Origin of the sequence: Actinokineospora guangxiensis, from assembly GCF_042657845.1 — a bacterium.
GTDB lineage: Bacteria > Actinomycetota > Actinomycetes > Mycobacteriales > Pseudonocardiaceae > Actinokineospora > Actinokineospora guangxiensis.
Genome location: NZ_JBHSKF010000011.1, coordinates 219,616 through 237,453, shown reverse-complemented (window position 1 = coordinate 237,453; position 17,838 = coordinate 219,616). Strand labels below are relative to the sequence as shown.

The following is a 17,838-nucleotide window of genomic DNA, read 5'->3' as shown; positions in this document are numbered from 1 at the left end:
GGCTGTGAACGCGCACCCCCGGGGCGGCCAAGCCCCGGGGGTTGCGCGCATTCTGGCCACTGTGGACCTTCAATCGAGGGTGCGGCCAGGCGGCGTCTCCGCGACGGCGTCGGCCAGGCGCTCGGCCAGCGCGTCGACGGCGGCCCGCAGTTCGGGTCCGCCCTCGACGCGGAAGGGGTGGGGGATGGCGGAGAGCCATTCGCCCGCCACCATCGCCGGGTTGCTCGTGCTGCCGGTGAGCAGGCAGTGGCCGTCGTCGACCGGCTCCAAGCGGCCCATGGGCGGGGTGACGTGCCGGGCGACCTCGGCGTGGGGGGCGGTGAAGAGGACCCTGGTCTCGAACTCGCGGCCGGAGCCGAGGTGGGTCTCCAGCAGCGGCACGGGGTCGAGCCCGGCGGGCGGGGTGAAGGTCTGCTCGCTCTCCTCGACGGCGCTGATCCGGTCGACGCGGTAGGTGCGGACGGCGTCGGCGCGGTGGGAGTGGCACAGCAGGTACCACAGGCCGTGGCGGACGACGACGGCCCACGGGTCCACGTCCTCCCGCCACTCCTTGCCCGCCTGGCTGCGGTAGGCCAGGCGCACGCGGCGGTGGTGGGCGACGGCGGTGGCGAGGGTGATCGTCCTGGCCGGATCGGGCCGGGGGATGCGGGCCGGGGCGGTGGCGGTGTGGTGGCGCACGGTCGCCGCCGGGCGGCCGACGGGTTCGGGCAGCGCCCGGATCAGCTTGCCGATGGCGGCCCCGACGGGTCCGTCGTCGTCCACCGGATGGTTGCCGTCAAGCACGGCCATGACCAGGCCGAGCGCCTCGGTGGCGGTGAAGACCAGCGGGGGCAGGCGGACGCCGCGGCCCAGCCGGTAGCCGCCGTACGGGCCGCGGACGGACTCCACCGGGACGTCGGCGTCGCGCAGGATCGCGACGTAGCGGCGTGCGGCGCGCGGGGTCACGCCGAGCTGCTCGGCGAGGCGGTCCGCGGTGATGCCGGGGTGGTCCTGGAGCAGTGTGAGCACCCGCAGCGCGCGGGAGGCGGGGCTGACTGCGGCCATGGACCGATCCTAAGCGGAACGGATTCGTCCGGAACTGGGGCTAGGGTTGCGGCATCCACCGGATCGGCAGTTTGGAGTAACCACGATGACCGAGGTCGTCCTGTTCCACCACGCCCGGGGGTGCACCGAGGGGGTCCGCGCGTTCGCCGACGGCCTGCGCGCCGCGGGGCACACCGTGCACGTCCCGGACCTGTTCGACGGAGTCCTCCCGGACAGCGTCGAGGCGGGTCTCGCGCTGCTCCGCGAACTCGGCGACGAGGTGGACCGGCGGGCCGACCGCGCGGTCGCCGACCTGCCCGCCGAGCTGGTCTACGCGGGCTTCTCCGCGGGGGAGGCGGTGGCCCAGCGGCTGGCGCAGACGCGGCCGGGGGCCCGGGGCGCGCTGCTCTACGAGTCCTGCATCCCGGTCACCGGCGAGTGGGCCTTCGGCCCGTGGCCCGACGGCCTGCCGGTCCAGATCCACGGCGCCGACGGCGACGAGTTCTTCGCCGAGGACCTCCCCGCCGCGCGCGAACTCGCCGAGACCGCGGGCCCGGACCTGGCCGAACTCTTCCTGTACCCGGGCGGCGCGCACCTGTTCACCGACAGTTCCCTGCCCACCTACGACGCCGCTGCCGCCGCGCTGGTGCTCGAACGGTCGGCGGCGTTCCTCGCCCGGGTCAGGTGAAGAGGGTTTCGCCGATGTGACCGCCCTCGGCGCAGCCCGGTGGGATGGCGAAGACCGCGGAGCCGATGGGGACCGTCCACTCATTGAGCAGGTCCACTTCGGCGAGGCGTCGCTGGATGGGGAGGAACTGGGCGGTGACGTCGTGCTGGTAGCTGGTGAAGACCATGCCGGAGTTGGAGGTCTGGCCGACCTCGGGGGCCAGGTCGTAGTTGTAGGCGCGGCGGAAGACGCGCTGGCGGGGGTCGTCGGTGCGGGCTCGGCGGATGTGGGCGAACTCGGCGATGACGGGGAACCCGGACGGGCTGGTGGCGGCGAAGTCGGGCTCGTCGGTCTCGCGGCGGCCGGTGAGCGGGGCGCCGGAGTCCATGCGGCGGCCGACGGACTGCTCGCGGCCGGTGCGGTCGAGGCGGTCCCACTTGTCGAGCAGCATCTCGATGCGGCGTACGACGAAACCCGTGCCGCCCGCCAGCCACGCGGGGTTCTCGGTCGCGCCGCGCCAGACGACGCCTGCGAAGTCGTCGGTGCCGGGGATGGTGTTGACGGTGCCGTCGACCTGGCCGAGGAGGTTGCGGGTGGTGCGGGTGGGGCGTTCGGAGCCGTAGGCGCGGCGGAAGCCGGTCTGCACCCACTTGACCGTGGTGGCGGTGCGGCTGTCCTTGAGGAGCATGCGCTGGGCGTGGGCGACGGTGAGCGGGTCGTCGGCGGCGATCTGCAGGACGAGGTCGCCGCCGTTCCACCACTGGTGGAGCCGGTCGATGGGAAAGGCGGGCAGGTCGGAGAGCCAGGCTGGGGCGGCGCCGGGGGCGACCCGGTCCACCAGGCCGCGGCCGAAGCCGAAGGTGACGGTGAGGCGGGCGGGGACCAGCGCCAGCTCGGGTTCGGAGTCGGCGAGGGCGTAGGTGCCGCGGGTGAGGCGGGCGGCGTCATCGGTCAGGGTGATGAGCAGCCGGCGGATGGTGTCGCGGTCGGTGTCGGGTTTGAGCGACAACGACACCAGGCTCTGGTGGGCTTGCGGGACCATCTCGATCCCGGCCTGGTGTTCGCCGTGGAACGGGATGGTGCGGGGCCCGTTGCCGGAGACCGCGGCGGCCTCGGCGGCGGCGCGTGCGTCGCTCGCGCGGCCCGCGGCGAAGGCGTCCATCCCGACCGCGGCGACCGCGCCCACCCCTGCGGCGGCCGCGCCGCCCAGCAGCACGGCCCTGCGGCTGCGGTCAGCCATGCTCGCCGTGCTCGTACTGCTCGTTCGCGCCGGTGTAATCCTTGGCGGGGGCGTCGAAGCCGTAGGTGGAGCCGTCGGCGAAGGTCACCGTGAAGGCGACGGTGTCGCCCGCCTTCACCGGCTTGGCGAGGTCCATGAGCATGATGTGGTTGCCGCCGGGCGCCAGCGCGTACTCCCCGCCCGCCGGGATGACGAAGCCGCCGTCCTTCTCCCGCATGACCATCTGCCCGCTGTCGTTCTCCACGGTCTCGTGCAGTTCGATCATGGGGGAGGACTCCGAGTTCGAGGAGACCACGGTGACGTCGGTCGGACCGGAGTTGACCAGGACCCCGAAGGCCGCCGACATGCCGGAGTCGGCCGACTTGACCCACGCGTCGCGGATGGTGACGCTCGCGGCCTGCTGCGCGGGCGGGGCGTCGGTGGCGTCGGCGCCGGAGCAGCCCGTCAGACCGGCCAAGCCCAGCGCCAGCAGAGCGCAGGCGAGCATGCCGCGCGGTCGGATCGTCATGGTGTTCCCTTCGTGGTGGATCGCTTTCTCTGCCCGGCGGTGAACAGCCCGGCGGCGAACAGGAGCAGGCCCGCGACCGCGCCGGCGGCTGCGACGAGCACGGTCCGGACGGTGCTGTCTTCGGCGTCGGCGTCGGCGGCGTCGGCGGCGTCGGTGAGGGCGAACTCGCCCAGGTTGGCGTTGTCGGGGCCGTCGGGTCCGGCTGGCGGGGCCTGCCGGGTGAAGGTCGGCGCGCCCGCGGCGTCGCCGACGGTGAACGGGTAGCTCTCGCTGATCGGGTGCCCGTCGGCGGAGACCACGCGCCAGCGGACCTGGTAGTGGCCGTCCGGCAGCGCGCCGACCGGTTGCTCCACCGTGGCCCCGCTGATCCTCGGCTCGCCCGCCGCCCAGTTCCTCCCGGCCGGGTCCACGACCATCACCACGGCGCCGATGTCCAGCGGCGTGTCGGTGAAGGTCAGCGACACCCGCCGCGGCGAGGCGTCCAGCGCGGCGTCGGCGGCGGGCGACTGCGCCAGCACCTGGTCATGGGCGTACGCGGGCGGCCCGGCGGCGAGCAGCACCGCCGCCGCGGCGAGCACGGCCGCGGCCCTCGGGAGGGTTGTGATGCGCACACGAGAGGAGTCGCCCGCGGCGGCGGGCTGGTTCCCGGTCCAGGTGTGATCCGCGGCCTAGGCCGCGTGCCGGGCAGTGGGCCGGAGGGGACCGGTGCCGGGGGTGCGGGGCGTCGCGCCCTCGGAGTCCGTCGTCGGGTGCGCGGAGTGGTGGTCGTCGGTGCTCTGCCGGTCGGCGGGGGAGGGCGGCGCGCGGTGCGCGCGGGAGATGGCGTGCAGCAGGAGCAGGCCCGCGACGACCGGGAGGTGGGAGAGGACCCGGTAGGGCGAGGCCGCCGCGGTGAACAGGTCGTAGACGGAGTAGGCGCCCAGCACGCCGACGAACGCGGTGAGCGTGGTGAGCAGACCGCGGGCCTGGTCGGTGCGGATGGCGGCCATGAGCAGGCCGATGGCGAGCGCGGCGTTCCAGGCGATGCCCTCGTTGAACAGGTGGCCGGGCGAGGTGTGGTCCGCGTGGGCGCCCGCGCCGAGCACCTGGGCGATCACCACGCCCATCTGCAGCACGGCGACGACGCCGAGTGCGATGCGGGCGCGGGGGGCGGTGCGCTGGGGCGGCAGGGCGGCGAGCACCGCCGCGGTGAGGTCGGGGGCCGGGACGGCTTCGCGCACCCGCATCCGCCTGCTCACGACCTCGGCCTTGGCGAGCCAGGCGGTGCAGGCCGGGCAGTCGGCGAGGTGCGCGTCGACCTCGGCGGGCGGCACGGGGCCGGCCTCGCCGTCGATGCGGGCGGAGAGCGCTTCGCGGCAGGTGTCACAGACCACGACTACATGGTCGCTCCGTTCGGCCGAAGGGTTCCCGGCGGGACCCCGTTACGCTTCGGAACCGTGACGACCGATGACGAGGTGACCGGCTGGGCGTTGCGGGCGCGCAAGGGCGACCGTGACGCGCTGGAGCGGTTCGTGCGCGCGACGCAGCGCGACGTGTGGCGCTTCGTCGCCCACCTCGCCAGCGTCGACCAGGCCGACGACCTCGCCCAGGAGTGCTACGAGCGCGCGATCGGCAGCCTGGCGGGCTTCGAGGGCCGGGCGCCCGCGCGCGTGTGGCTGCTCTCGATCGCCCGCCGCGTGGTGGTCGACCACGTCCGCCGGGCGCAGCGCAGGCCGCGCGTCAGCGACGGCGCGGACTGGCTCGCCGAAGCCGACCGCCGCACGGCGCGCGGCGGGTTCGAGGACCTGGTCGACCTGTCGCTGCTGCTGGCCGGGCTCGCCGAGGAGCGCCGCGAGGCCCTCGTCCTGACCCAGGTGCTCGGCCTGTCCTACGCCGAGGCCGCCGAGATCGCCGAGTGCCCGATCGGCACCATCCGCTCCCGCGTGGCCCGCGCCCGCGACGACCTCATCGCCGCCGCCGACGCGGACGCCGCGTCGGGCTTCTAGTCTCCCCACCCCGCGCGCAGGGCGAACGCGTCGACGTAGACGTCCTTGCGGGCCACCTTGCCGCAGGCGAGCCGGAGGATGTCGCACGCCTCGAAGCGCGCGCCGCGGCCAGGCAGACCGGTGAAGGCGCCGATGGGGAAGGGCTCGGCCAGGGTGGCGGCGATCGTGTACTCGACGACGGCGAGGTCGCCGCGCACGGTGGTGCGGGTGGGGTCGGCGCGATAGTCGGGCATCACCTGGAAGAAGGCGGCGTACTGCGCGCGCAGGGCCTCGGCCCCCGCCACCTCGCCGGAGCCTTCGAGGTGCAGGTGGAAGACCATGTCGTCGGTCTGCATCGACAACAGGGCATCGACGTCGTGGGCGTTCCAGGCGGCGCAGTAGCGACTGACGGTCTCCTCCATGCCCGGCAGGGTCGCACGGCCCGCTGACACCGGTAGTGTCGGTTCGGTGCAGCTCATCGACGCGTCGGACCCGGCCGCGGTGGCCTTGGTCCGGGCGATCCGCTCCGGTGACGTCGGGTTCCTTGCGGAGAATGCCGGGCTCGCGCGGGTGGGGGTGCGCGACAGCGAGGGGATGGTGCGCACGAGCCTGCACCTGGCGACCGACTTCCCCGGGAAGTTTCCCAGGGGAGCCGAGGTCGTGGCTGCCCTGGTGGCCGGTGGGGCCGACGTCAACGCGCGTTTCGCGGGTGCGCACGCGGAGACACCCCTGCACTGGGCGGCCAGCTGCGATGACGTGGCCGCGCTCGACGCGCTGCTGGACGCCGGGGCCGACATCGAGGCGCCGGGCTCGGTGCTGGGCGGCGGGCCGCCGCTGAAGAACGCGGTCGGGTTCCGGCAGTGGGCGGCGGCGGGGAGGCTGGTGGAGCGGGGAGCGGCGGTCGACCTGGAGGACGCGGCGGCGCTGGGGATGGTGGAGCGGGTCGGGGAACTCCTGGTGGGGGCGGGGCAGTCGGAGTTGGGGGCGGCGCTGTGGTTCGCGTGCCATGGCGGGCGGGGTGCGGTGGCGCGGGTGCTGGTGGAGCGGGGGGCGGATGTGGGGTGGGTGGCGCCGTGGGACGGGTCCACGCCGGTGGACGCGGCGGCGGGGTCGGAGGAGCTGGTGGGGTGGTTGCGGGGGAGGGGGTAGGCGAGTATCCGGCCCCCCGCCGCCAGGTTATGTGGTGTGGGGGGTGGGTTTCCTGGGGAAGTTCGTGGCTGGGGATGGATCGGGGGTGGCGGTTCGTGTGGACCGCGGGACGGAGCGTCGGCGGGGATGGAGGGATCGTTTAGGGGTGTGGAGGGTGAGGGGAATCGCGGTGGGAGCGCGGAGGGCGTCGGCGGGTGTGGGGAGTCGTGGTTGGGGTGCGGAGGTGTCGGTGGGTGTGAGAGGAGCTGCTGCCGGAGTGAAGGGGGCGTCGGCGGGTGTGGGGGGCGAGGCTGTGGCTGGAGTGACGGAGGCATCGTTGTGGGGGTGTGTCGGCGGGTGGACGGAGAGGGGAATCGTGGCTGGGGTGCGGGAGGCGTCGCCTGTGGCGGTGCGGTGGCGGGGATGGGCGGTGAGGGGGAGCCATGGCTGAACGGAGTGGGCGGGTGAGGGAGGCGTCGCCCGCGCGGGTGCAGCGGCGGACCTTGGTCGTGCTGGTGGTGTCGCAGGTGCTCAGTGGGGCTGGGCTCGCGGCGGGGGTGACCGTGGGGGTGTTGCTCGCGCAGGACGTGTTGGGGTCCACCGGGTTGTCCGGGGTGGCCATCGCGCTCACGACGGCTGGGTCGGCGGTTTCGGCGGTGGTGGTGGGCAGGCTGTCGCAGGCGCGTGGGCGGCGGGCCGGGCTCGCCATCGGGTACTTGACCGGGGCGCTCGGTGGGGCGGGGATCGTGGTCGCGGGGGCGGTGGGGTCGGCTGGGCTGTTGTTCGCCTCGTTGGTCGTCTACGGGGCGGGGACGGCGACGAATCTGCAGGCCCGGTATGCGGGGGCGGACCTCGCTGAGCCGGAGCGGCGGGGGCGGGCCGTGTCCACGGTGCTGGTGTCCACGACCGTGGGCGGGGTTCTCGGGCCCAACCTCGCGGCTCCCACCGGCGCGGTCGCGGAGAGGCTCGGGCTGCCCGCGCTGACCGGCCCGTTCCTGCTGGCGGTGGTCGCGTACGTGACGGCCGCGGTGGTGTTGACCGCCTTCCTGCGGCCCGACCCCCTGCTGATGGCGGCCAGCCTGCGGCGCGAGGACGAGCGGCGCGGGGTCGCCGAGCGCGACGATCGGCGGGGGGTGGTCACCGGGGGCACGGTCATGGTGCTCACCCAGCTGGTGATGGTCGCGATCATGACGATGACGCCGATCCACATGAGCGACCACGGGCACAGCACCGCGGCCGCCGGGCTCGTCATCGCCGTCCACATCGCGGCGATGTTCCTGCCGTCCCCCGTCACGGGCATCCTCACCGACCGCTTCGGCCCGCACCGCGTGTCGATGGCGGCCGGTGTGGTGCTTGTCGCCGCGGGCCTGCTCGCCGCGACCGCGCCGGGGCACTCGGTGCCGCTGCTGTCGGTGGCGCTGGCCCTGCTCGGCTTCGGCTGGAACCTCGGCCTGGTCGCCGGAACCGCGATCATCACCACCAGCGTGCCGCTGGCCACCCGGGCCCGGACCCAGGGCGTGCTGGACGTGTCGGTCGCGCTGTCGGGGGCGACCGGCGGCCTGCTCTCGGGCGTCGTCGTGGCCGGCATCGGCTTCCCGTCGCTGGGGCTCATCGGCGCGCTGCTCGCCCTGTCCCTGCTGCCGGTCATCTGGACGATCCGGCGGCGCCGGCCGCAGGGGTGAACGCAAGGAACCTCAGGTGCCGCAGAAGGTCTGGTACCGCGCGGCGAAGTCCTCCGGGGCCGGGGAGGCGTACCGGTCCAGGCCGGGCCGCTCGGTGAAGGGGTGGGTGACGGCGTCCAGCAGGCGGTCGAGCGGGGTCTGGTCACCCTCGGTGGCCGCGGCCAGGGCTTCCTCGACGAGGTGGTTGCGGGGGATGTAGACCGGGTTCACCCGGTCCATGGCGTCGGCGTCGGGGGACAGGGCGCGCCAGCGGGTGAGCCAGGCGTCGATCGCGGGCAGGTCGAGGAACAGGGCTCGGGCGGGTTCGGGGGCGCCGCGGGCGGCGGAGGAGAGGTGGCGGTGGAAGGTGGTGTGGTCGACGTGGTTGGCCTGCAGGAGGGTGTGCAGGTCGTGGACCAGGGGGGTCGCGGAGTCGTCGGCGGGGAGGCCGAGCTTGGTCAGCGCGCCCGCGGTCCAGGCCGCGTCGTACTGGGGGCCGAAGGCGCCCAGGGCCGAGACGGCCAGGGCGATGGCCTCGTCCTGGTCGTCGGCGAGCAGGGGCAGGAGGGACTCGGCCAGGCGGGCCAGGTTCCACTCGGCGACGCGGGGCTGGTTGCCGTAGGCGTAGCGGGCGCCGCGGTCGATGGAGCTGTAGACGGTGGCCGGGTCGTAGGCGTCCATGAACGCGCAGGGGCCGTAGTCGATCGTCTCGCCGGAGATGGTCATGTTGTCGGTGTTCATCACCCCGTGGATGAAGCCGACGAGCATCCACCGGGCCACCAGCGACGCCTGCGCGGACACCACGGCCTCGAACAGGGCCAAGTGGCGGTGCTCGGCGTCGGCGACGGCCGGGTAGTGGCGGGCGATCGCGAAGTCGGCCAGCCTGCGCAGCAGGTCGACGTCGTCGGTGGCGCGCGCGTACTGGAAGCTGCCGACCCGCAGGTGGCTGCTCGCCACGCGCGCGAGCACCGCGCCCGGCAGCCTCTCCTCCCGCTGGATGGTGCGCCCGGTCGCCACGACGGCCAGTGAGCGGGTGGTGGGGATGCCCAGGGCGTGCATCGCCTCGCTGACGACGTACTCGCGCAGCATCGGGCCCACCGCGGCCAGCCCGTCGCCCCCGCGGGCGAACGGGGTGCGGCCCGAGCCCTTGAGGTGCAGGTCGCGCGGGCCGTCGGGGTGGGCGAGTTCGCCGAGCAGGAGCGCGCGGCCGTCGCCCAGGCGCGGGGAGTAGTTGCCGAACTGGTGGCCCGCGTACGCCTGCGCCACCGGGGTCGCGCCGTCGGGCACGTGGGCGCCCACCAGCAGCCGGGTCCCCTCCCGGCCGCGCAGCCAGGCAGGGTCGATGCCGAGGTCGGCGGCCAGGGGCTCGTTGAGGCGGAGCAGCCGCGGCTCCGGCGTCTCCTCGGCCTGCCAGGGCACGGCCAGCTCGGGGAGCGCGCGGGCGAACTGGTCGCTGAAGGCGACGGTGGGGGGCGAGAGGCTCACGGTGCCACCGTACGTGCCGCGCCCGGGTGACTCGGTTCACCGGGCGTGCGACAGGCCTGGGGGTTTCCCGGGCAACGGTGGGTAGTGTGGCCTCGTGGGTGAGCGAAACTGGGCGGGCAACCTGGTCTACGGCGCCGAGCGGGTCCTGCGGCCGCGGACGGTGGACGAGGTCAGGGAGCTGGTGGCCGGGCACGCCGTGGTGAAGGCCGTCGGCACCCGGCACAGCTTCAGCGACGTCGCCGACAGCCGCGGGACGCACCTGGATCTGTCCGATCTGGACATTCCCGTGGAGATCGACGCCCAGGCGCGGACGGTGACGGTGGGAGCGGGCGTCCGGTACGGCGATGTCGCCCCGGCGCTGCACGACGCGGGTTTCGCCTTGGGGAACCTGGCCTCGCTGCCGCACTGCTCGGTGGCGGGCACGGTGGCCACGGCGACGCACGGGTCCGGCCGGGCCAACCCGACGCTGTCGGCGGCGGTGTCCGGGGTGGAGCTGGTGACCGCCGACGGCGACCTGCGCCGCTTCACCCGCGCCGACGACGCCCTGCGCGGTGCGGCGGTGGGCCTGGGGGCACTGGGGGTGGTCACCAGGGTGACCCTCGATCTGGTGCGGCCCTACGACCTGCGCCAGGACGCCTACTACGGCCTTGGGTGGGGCGCGCTGCTGGAGGCGTGGGACGAGGTGCAGGGCTGCGGGTACAGCGTCAGCCTGTTCACCCGGTGGGTCGAGGACGACCCGGGCATGATCATGGTGAAGACGCGGGTGGAGCCGGGCGCGGAGTTCGCCGTGCCCGCTGTGCTCGCGCCCGCCACCGCGATCGCCGAGCCGCCGGGGCCGCACTTCACCGACTGGGGCACACCCGGCCCGTGGCACACCCGCCTGCCCCACTTCCGCCTGGAGGCGACCCCGAGCGTGGGGGAGGAGCTGCAGAGCGAGTACTTCGTCCCCTGGGCCGACGCGGTGCCCGCCCTGACAGCCCTGCGCGAGATAGGCCCGAAGCTGGCCGACGCCCTGTTCGTCTCGGAGATCCGGGCCGTCGCCGGGGACGACCTGTGGCTGAGCCCGGCCCACGGCGGAGACCGCCTGTGCCTGCACTTCACCTGGCAGCCCAAGCCGGAGGCCGTCGCGGCCCTGCTGCCGGAGATCGAGGCCCGGCTCGCGCCGTTCGGCGCACGGGCGCACTGGGGCAAGCTCGCCACGGCCGCGCTGCCCTTCGCGGAGCTGTATCCGGAGCTGCCGCGCTTCCGCGCGCTGGCGGAGAGCCTCGACCCGGGCGGCAAGTTCGGCAACGACTACCTCGACCAGCGCGTCTTCCGGTGAGGCCGCCCCTGCCGAGGCGGCCTCGTCCCGTCAGCGGCAGTGCTTGACCGTCTTGCCCGAGCCCCAGCTGCAGGTGGAGACGCTGGCCCCCGAGGCGTTGCGCAGGTACGCGGTGTCGCCGGAGTTGTTCCAGACGTACCAGGTCTTGTTCCAGTAGCGCGTCGTCGCGTTGTTGGTGCCCTTGCCGGTGCGGACGTAGAGGTACTTGCCCGCGCCGATCGTGGTCGCCGGGAACTTGTAAATGTGGTTCGCCTTGTCGCGCAGCGTCCAGCCGGTGATGGTCTTGGCGCTGGTCGAGGTGTTCTTCAGCGTGATGTACTCGCCGTTCAGGCTGGCGTTGCCGCCCTTGTCAGCCCCCGGCGAGTCGTACTGGGCGTTCCAGACCACGACGCCGCCCGCGGCCGCCGCGGTGGGCGCGCTGGCGAGACCGAGAACGGCGGACATGGCGGCGACGGTGATGGCGGCGGCCCTTGTGCGCATCAAGGTGTTCCTCTCACGGTGTTGGTTCAGCGGGGGTGTCGGAGATGGGCCACCGGCTGTTACCGACCACTTGTCGTGTCACCCGTTCTGGGGATAGGCATGACGGCATCGGTGTCAGCGCCACATTCTTTCCGTGATCGTGTTGTTGTGTAACGGGGTGTGCCGCGAACGGGGCGCCACCCGTCCCCTGTGGATTCTGGATGATCGCTCACGTTTCCGGTTCTCGATCGCCGCTAACGACGGGCGCCCGAATGACGATCTTGAAGATGTCCAGAGTGATGGCAGGGGAGGAGACATCATGCGGAAACTCGGAGTCGCCCTGGTCGCGGTGGTCCTCGCGGCGGGAGTGCCGGGCAGCGCGGTGGCGGGGAACTCGGGGCAGGCGTTCCTGGGGGACCTGAACAACGACGGGAGGGCGGACCGCGTCACGCTGGGGCCGGTGGGGAGCAGTCCGACGTGCACGCTGACGGTGGAGTACCGGCGGGCGAACGGGGCTTTCCGACCGGCGGTCACCCACACGTACACCTCGCCGGTGACCCACGCCCCCTACTGCCCGAACATGGGCGAGGTGGTGAACCTCGGCGGCAACCGGGTGGCCGAGATCGTCGCGGCGAACTTCAGCAGCTACTCGCCGGGACGGGACCTGCTGGTGCTGCGCCGGTTCCAGCCGGTGGCGCAGCTCGAAGGGATCAGCTTCCCCAGCACGCTGCGCAAGGTGGACTTCAACGGCGACGGGCTGGAGGACATCTGGCAGTCCAGTGACCAGGTCGTCCAGCTGAAGTCGTGGCTCAACACCCCCGCCGGGACGCTGGTGCCCGGTCCGATCGACGTATGCAGCTCAGCGCCCATCCCGCAGCACGCCTTCGCCGACTTCGACGGGGACGGGGGACAGGACATGCTGCTGTCCCGGCGCTGCGAGTTCTCCTACACCACCGCGGAACTGCACTTCGGCGGCGGCGGCGCGCCGGTCGTCTTCGGGCGCACGCCGCACACCTCCACCACCTACGAGGTGTTCGTCACCGACCTGGACAACGACCAGGTGCCCGACGTGGGCGTGATCGAGCGCGCGGGCGGGACTGTCACCGTGCGCCACTTCCACAACGACGGGACGGGGGCGTTCACCGAGCGGGTCTGACGGGCAGGCGTCACACTTCCCGGTCGATTCCCCTTGCCGTGCCTGGTCGCGGCCCGCACACCGCGGGCACACTCGTCACAGACCCGTTGTCCGACAGGGGGATGAGATGCGAAGGTTCCTGGTCGCCGTGCTGATGATGGCCTCGGCGGTCGTGGTCGCGCCGAGCGCGGCCGCCGACAGGCCGCCCTACGACGAGGATCTGGGGCGAACTCCGTACCAGCCCGACAAGATGCTGATCGACCCGATCCCCGGCGACGCGACGGGGGAGGAGAACCGCTTCGGTTTCAACCTCTCGGAATACCGCGGCCTGGAGAATCCCGCCTACTACGAGCTGCTCGACCGCTACCACGTCAAGCTCTACCGCAACCTGCGCGGACTCCCCGACAGCAATCCGAAGGTGCGCAAAGAGGACTACTGGCTCAAGGCGATGGACCGGTTCCTGCCGAAGATGCTGGAGGAGCTGAACAAGTGGTCCGGCGGCAGGCTGCGCCACGACGACTACGACGGCCAGGACTACCTCGACGCCGAGCACCCCGACGGGGAGATCGCGATCACCTTCGACCCGAACCTCACCGGGGCCAAGGGCCGGGCGTACCCGGGCACCCGGCTGGACCAGCGGGGCATGGTGTTCACCGGCGGCCGGGTGGCCCTGCTGCACACCGACGCCTGGCAGGAGCTGTTCGAGGACACCAACGACGGCGACCGCGAGGCGATGCACCAGGTGGCGCTGCTCGTCATGCACGAACTGGGCCACATGCTCGGCCTCAACCACTACGGCGCCAAGTTCCACGGCGAGTTCGGCCTGATGTCATCGCGGCGCCAGATCGATGACGTCGACGGGTGGGGCAGCGTTCTCGCCCGCGGCGACAAGGCCGGGCTGCTGGCCATCGCCGGGTGGCGCGACCAGGCCCGCGACTGCGGCAGGCACGGCGACTGCGAGCGGATCTGGGACGGCGGGGGAGTCGCCTGGCCCCCGGAGCCGCCCGACCACCGCTACGACCGCGAGCGGTCCTGACCGCTGTTGGGCTGTTGGGGTGATCGTCGGCGATTCCGTGGTGGGGGCGCCTGGGCCCGCCCTAGCGTTTGCGGCGCAGGCCGCCGCGCTGGGAGGGATCAGTGTCCGAGGACGCCATCGCTCGATCACGTCGGGGGCTGGGTGCCTGGGTGCGCTCGGTGGGCGCCTCGACCGGGCGGGGCCTGCGCAAAGCCAGCCCGTACGGGATCTACGCGTTCCTCACCGCCGCCGCGGTCGCGCCGCTGGCCGGGCCCGCCCTCGGCGCGGCGGGTGAGTTCGAGATCGCGCTCAACCAGCTCGGCGGGATGGGCACCAACCACCTCGCGACCGTCATGGCGAACGTGGCGGGGGACGTGCGGGCCAAGGGCGGGCAGGTCGGCGACGAGCAGTGGCGCGAACTCCTCGCCGAGGCCCTCGCCCAGCGGCTGGACGGCGAACCCGACAGCGGCAAGCACGCCGAGCTGGTCGCCGAGGTCCGCGCGGTCCTGCGGGCGGTGGACGCGGTCGAGTGCGCGCTGGCCGAGTCCGCCGAGCACGCCGCGGGCCTGCACCTGGAGCTGCTGACCGCCGCCGCCGCGCTGCACGAGGAGTTCGGCGACGTGCGGTGGGCGCTGGCCGAGGTGCGCGACCTGGTGGAGCGCTCGCACGACGCGATCGCCGACGTGCAGCGCGAGCTGGTCGACCGCCGCGCCCGCGAGCGTGCCGACGGCCGCTTCACCCAGCGGGTGCTGGTCGGGCTCGCGCGGATGCGGCGCGCGCTGCGCCAGACCGGGTCCCCGGCCGCGGGCGGGCCGTGCCCGTACCCGGGGCTGGCCGGCTTCCAGGCCGAGGACGCGCCGTGGTTCTTCGGGCGCGAGGAAGCCGTGGACGACCTCGTCGCCGCGATCGCCGAGCGGCAGCGGGACGGGACGCCGCTGCTCGTCGTCGGGGCCTCCGGGGTGGGCAAGTCCTCACTGCTGAGGGCCGGGCTGCTCCCCGCCCTCGCCGAGGACGCCGTCCCCGGGTCGGCAGCCTGGCCCGTGGTGGTGTTCACGCCGGGGGCGGACCCGCTGGCCGAGCTGGCCGCGCGCACCGCGGCGGTGGCCAGGGTCGCCGCCGTCGGCGTCGCGGAGCGGCTGCGCGCGGACCCGGGCTCCTACGGCGCGTTCGCCCGCCAGGCTGCGCTGCGCGGTTCGTGGGACTCGCGTCTGGTCATCGTGGTCGACCAGGTCGAGGAGCTGTTCACCCAGTGCGCCGAGCCCGCGGTCCGCGAGGCGTTCGTCGCGGCGCTGGCCTCGGCCCGCACGGCGGCTGTGGTGGTGCTCGCGGTGCGCGGCGACTTCTTCGACCGCTGCGCGGAGTTCACCGAACTGGCCGACGCCGTGGCCGCGCCCCGCGTCCTCGGCCCGATGACCGAGGCCGACCTGCGCCGGGTGATCACCGAGCCCGCCGAGCGCGTCGGCGCCCCCGTCGAGGCGGGCCTGCCTGCGCGGCTGCTGGCCGACCTCGGCGCGCGCGCCGACGGCGGCGCGCTGCCGCTGCTGGCGCACGCGCTGCGCGCCACCTGGGACTCCGGCGGCCTCACCCTCGCCGCCTACCAGGCCACCGGCGGCATCGGCTCGGCCGTCGCCGCCAGCGCGGAAGCGCTCTACGCCGACGCGGGACCCGACGGCAGGCGGCTGCTGGAATCCACGCTGCCGCACATGGTCACCATCGTCGACGACCGCGGTGTGGCCCGCCGCCGGGTCTACCGCGGCGCGCTGCCCGACGCGGTGCTCGCGCCCTGGGTCGCCGCCCGCCTGCTGACCGTCGACGGAGACTCCGTCCAGTTCAGCCACGAGGCCCTGTTGAGCGCCTGGCCCCGGCTCGCCGCCTGGATCGAGCGCGACCGCGACCGGCTGGCCGCCCGCCAGCGCCTGGAGGACGCCGCCCGCGACTGGGCGGCCCACGGCAGACCCACCGACCTGCTGCTGCGGGGCGAACGCCTGGACGAGGCCCGCGCGCTGGTCGCCGAGGGCGAGTCCGCCGAGCACGAGCGCGACTTCGTGGCCGCGGGCACCCGGGCGAAGCGGGTGCGCTCCCTGGTCTCCGGCGGCCTCATCACCGGGCTCGTCCTGGTCACCGTCATCGCGGTGATCGCGTCTCTGCTTGCGACCTCGGCCCAGACGAAAGCCGAGCGCGAGGAAACGCTGTCGCGGTCGCGGCAGTTGGCGGCCGAGTCGCTGACCATGGCCTCCGGCGACGTCCGCGGCGCCATGACCACGGCCGCGCGGGCGTGGGACATGGCGCGGACCCCGCAGGCGCACGGCGCGCTGGTCTCGGCCTCGATGCTCACCACCCGCACGACGCTCCCCGTCTCCGACGGGATCGTCAGCGCCATCGACACCGACCCGAGCGGCACCCTGGCGGCCGTCTCACCCGAGGAGGGGCGGGTCGAGCTGGTGGACATCGACACCGGCGAGCGCCGCGCGCTGACGGGTCTGTCCTCAGGAGTGGGCGATCTGCGGTTCTCGCCGGACGGCACGCTGGTCGCCGCGGGCGCGTTCCAGCGCGACGGTCTGCGGGTGTGGCGGGTCTCCGACGGCGCACCCGTCGCCACCGTGATGGCGACGGCTCACGCGGACTGGCGGCCCGACGGCAAGGCGCTGGCGTCGATCGACATCGAGACCGGCGCGTTCCAGATCGGGGTGTGGGACGCGGCCAGCGGCGAGTTGATCACCCGCTTCGGCTCTTCGACCACCCTGATCAGCGATGTGCGCTTCGACGGCTCCGGTGAGCGGATCGCCGCGTCCTACGCCGACGGGGCGGTTCGCGTGTGGGATGTCGCCGAGGGCCGCTTGGTCGCCACGGTGGTCGAGCCCCACGACGGTGGGGACATGATCACCATCGCCGCCGCGGGCGAGTTGCTGGCCGTCGCCGCCAATGGCAGCGCCGAGATCACGCTGTGGAACACGGCCACCGGCCGGAGCAGAGGGGTGCTCGACGTGAGCCCCGACGAGGCTGGGCTGATCGCCCTCATCCGAGGCGGCGGAGAGCTGGTGTTCTCGTCGGGAGCCACGGTCACGCGGTGGGACACCGGAACCAGAACTCTCACCGCCCGAAACGCCGCGCTCCCCCAGGGCATCCTGGCCCTCGCGGTCTCGGCGGACGCGGGGACGGTCGTCGTGGGCTCGGTGGACGGCACGATCACCCGGATGCGGCGCAGCGGCACCTGGTACACGGCCCGGCACGCCGCCGCCATCGGCGTGGACGCCGACCCGAAGCGGGGGGCCGTCACCGCCACCTACGCCGACGGCTCGTGGCACACCTTCACCCGAGGCAGCCAGTTCCCGGAGAAGCGCAGGAAGACCCGCTCGCCCGCGCCGGAGGTCGCCTACGGCCCCGACGGCCGCCTCTTCTTCCTCGGTTCGGACGGCGTGCTCGAACACGACGGCCGCAGAAGCGAGGGGAACGAGTTCTTGGGCCAGGGCAGCGAGCTTGCCATGTCCGCCGACGGATCACTGGTCGCCGCCGCCCTCAACACGGCGCCGAGCATGGGAGGCCCGAACGTGCGCCACGAGATCAGGGTCTGGTCCACCGACGATCTCAGCGTTCGTGCCAGGATCAACGTTTCCGGCGCCTCTTCGCTCGTCTTCACCGGTTCCACGCTGCGGGCCGCCGCGCCTGGGGGACTCCTGCTCGGGTGGGACACCGCGACATTCGCCGAGGTGCGGACGCTCCGGCTGCCCGGTGATGTCTACGCCATGGCCCCCACCCCCGACGGCGGGCGCATCGTCGTCGCCACGACGACGTTGCACGTGATCGACCTGGCGACCGGATCGGTGGTCCGCGGCGATTTCGGCGCGCACCCGTCCGCGGTCCGCAGCCTGGCGGTGTCCCCGGACGGGCTGATCGCCACCGCGACGACCGAGGATTCCATCGTGCGCCTGTGGCGGCTGGACTCTGGCGACGAGGTCGTCCAGTACATCGGCCACGCCGCGGGCTCGCTCAACCAGGTCCGCTTCGTCGACGGTGGGAAGACGGTGCTCAGCGCGGGGACCGACGGTGACATCGGCTTCTGGCCGGTCGACCCGGAGGTGGCGCTGCGCACGATCTGCGCCACTCTCGCCTCGGAGCGGCCGCCCGGGTGCTGAAGTCCTCTGTGGATGACTTGGTGATCGAGACAGTGGTGGGTGCGATGTCTTGACACCGTGCGGGAATGTCCGCACTGTGTTGAGAAGTGTGTGATTGCG

At 73.6% G+C, this 17,838-nt stretch carries 16 protein-coding genes; 8 read left to right on the top strand and 8 right to left on the bottom strand.

Features of this window, described 5'->3' with window-relative positions; genetic code table 11:
- Positions 1 to 69 precede the first annotated feature (69 nt).
- Positions 70 to 1,044, bottom strand: a complete 975-nt coding sequence (locus ACFPM7_RS21260; protein WP_378249432.1) for a helix-turn-helix transcriptional regulator — start codon at positions 1,042 to 1,044, stop codon at positions 70 to 72.
- 85 nt (positions 1,045 to 1,129) lie between these two features.
- On the opposite strand from ACFPM7_RS21260, the gene ACFPM7_RS21255 reads away from it, so the two are divergent.
- Positions 1,130 to 1,711 (top strand): dienelactone hydrolase family protein, encoded by a 582-nt coding sequence (locus ACFPM7_RS21255; RefSeq protein WP_378249431.1) that lies wholly within the window; start codon positions 1,130 to 1,132, stop codon positions 1,709 to 1,711.
- Here the strand turns inward: ACFPM7_RS21255 and ACFPM7_RS21250 are convergent.
- From ACFPM7_RS21250 to ACFPM7_RS21235, 4 genes are read right to left on the bottom strand one after another with little or no spacing between them, the layout of a single operon-like run.
- The gene (locus ACFPM7_RS21250; protein WP_378249430.1) at positions 1,704 to 2,930 is read right to left on the bottom strand and encodes a Dyp-type peroxidase; all 1,227 of its coding nucleotides are present in this window, start codon (positions 2,928 to 2,930) and stop codon (positions 1,704 to 1,706) included. The two genes, ACFPM7_RS21255 and ACFPM7_RS21250, sit on opposite strands and share 8 nt — an antisense overlap.
- Positions 2,923 to 3,438: a copper chaperone PCu(A)C gene (locus ACFPM7_RS21245; RefSeq protein WP_378249429.1), complete on the bottom strand. Its 516-nt coding sequence runs from the start codon at positions 3,436 to 3,438 to the stop codon at positions 2,923 to 2,925. The genes ACFPM7_RS21250 and ACFPM7_RS21245 overlap by 8 nt, the downstream gene beginning before the upstream one ends.
- The gene (locus ACFPM7_RS21240; RefSeq protein ID WP_378249428.1) at positions 3,435 to 4,049 is read right to left on the bottom strand and encodes a copper resistance CopC family protein; all 615 of its coding nucleotides are present in this window, start codon (positions 4,047 to 4,049) and stop codon (positions 3,435 to 3,437) included. Before ACFPM7_RS21240 ends, ACFPM7_RS21245 begins: the two co-directional genes overlap by 4 nt.
- A 57-nt stretch (positions 4,050 to 4,106) precedes the next feature.
- Positions 4,107 to 4,811, bottom strand: a complete 705-nt coding sequence (locus tag ACFPM7_RS21235; RefSeq protein ID WP_378249427.1) for a zf-HC2 domain-containing protein — start codon at positions 4,809 to 4,811, stop codon at positions 4,107 to 4,109.
- 63 nt (positions 4,812 to 4,874) lie between these two features.
- Between ACFPM7_RS21235 and ACFPM7_RS21230 the strand changes: the two genes are divergently transcribed.
- Positions 4,875 to 5,423 carry a sigma-70 family RNA polymerase sigma factor gene (locus ACFPM7_RS21230; RefSeq protein ID WP_378249426.1) on the top strand — a complete coding sequence of 183 codons (549 nt, stop codon included), beginning with the start codon at positions 4,875 to 4,877 and terminating at the stop codon, positions 5,421 to 5,423.
- Here the strand turns inward: ACFPM7_RS21230 and ACFPM7_RS21225 are convergent.
- Positions 5,420 to 5,824 (bottom strand): nuclear transport factor 2 family protein, encoded by a 405-nt coding sequence (locus ACFPM7_RS21225; RefSeq protein ID WP_378249425.1) that lies wholly within the window; start codon positions 5,822 to 5,824, stop codon positions 5,420 to 5,422. The genes ACFPM7_RS21230 and ACFPM7_RS21225 overlap by 4 nt on opposite strands.
- Before the next feature lie 46 nt (positions 5,825 to 5,870).
- Here ACFPM7_RS21225 and ACFPM7_RS21220 point away from each other — a divergent pair, with 46 nt between their 5' ends.
- Together ACFPM7_RS21220 and ACFPM7_RS21215 are read left to right on the top strand one after the other, a co-directional pair.
- On the top strand, positions 5,871 to 6,551 hold the full coding sequence (locus ACFPM7_RS21220; RefSeq protein ID WP_378249424.1) for an ankyrin repeat domain-containing protein: 681 nt from the start codon (positions 5,871 to 5,873) through the stop codon (positions 6,549 to 6,551).
- A 443-nt stretch (positions 6,552 to 6,994) separates the two neighbouring features.
- Positions 6,995 to 8,212 (top strand): MFS transporter, encoded by a 1,218-nt coding sequence (locus ACFPM7_RS21215; RefSeq protein ID WP_378249423.1) that lies wholly within the window; start codon positions 6,995 to 6,997, stop codon positions 8,210 to 8,212.
- Between the two features lie 12 nt (positions 8,213 to 8,224).
- Here the strand turns inward: ACFPM7_RS21215 and ACFPM7_RS21210 are convergent, their stop codons facing one another.
- Positions 8,225 to 9,676 (bottom strand): protein adenylyltransferase SelO, encoded by a 1,452-nt coding sequence (locus ACFPM7_RS21210; RefSeq protein WP_378249422.1) that lies wholly within the window; start codon positions 9,674 to 9,676, stop codon positions 8,225 to 8,227.
- A gap of 94 nt (positions 9,677 to 9,770) precedes the next feature.
- On the opposite strand from ACFPM7_RS21210, the gene ACFPM7_RS21205 reads away from it, so the two are divergent.
- Entirely contained in the window at positions 9,771 to 10,997 is a 1,227-nt protein-coding gene (locus tag ACFPM7_RS21205) for an FAD-binding protein (protein ID WP_378249421.1), read from the top strand.
- Between the two features lie 30 nt (positions 10,998 to 11,027).
- Here ACFPM7_RS21205 and ACFPM7_RS21200 read toward each other — a convergent pair whose 3' ends face one another.
- Entirely contained in the window at positions 11,028 to 11,477 is a 450-nt protein-coding gene (locus ACFPM7_RS21200) for a lamin tail domain-containing protein (RefSeq protein ID WP_378249420.1), read from the bottom strand.
- Positions 11,478 to 11,775: 298 nt separating this feature from the next.
- Here ACFPM7_RS21200 and ACFPM7_RS21195 point away from each other — a divergent pair, with 298 nt between their 5' ends.
- The 3 genes from ACFPM7_RS21195 (at position 11,776) to ACFPM7_RS21185 (ending at position 17,739) form a co-directional block, all read left to right on the top strand.
- Positions 11,776 to 12,612, top strand: coding sequence for an FG-GAP repeat domain-containing protein (locus ACFPM7_RS21195; protein WP_378249419.1), 837 nt, complete (start codon positions 11,776 to 11,778; stop codon positions 12,610 to 12,612).
- A gap of 106 nt (positions 12,613 to 12,718) precedes the next feature.
- Positions 12,719 to 13,627 (top strand): zinc metalloprotease, encoded by a 909-nt coding sequence (locus ACFPM7_RS21190; protein ID WP_378249418.1) that lies wholly within the window; start codon positions 12,719 to 12,721, stop codon positions 13,625 to 13,627.
- 158 nt (positions 13,628 to 13,785) lie between these two features.
- Entirely contained in the window at positions 13,786 to 17,739 is a 3,954-nt protein-coding gene (locus ACFPM7_RS21185; protein WP_378249417.1) for an nSTAND1 domain-containing NTPase, read from the top strand.
- Positions 17,740 to 17,838 lie beyond the last annotated feature (99 nt).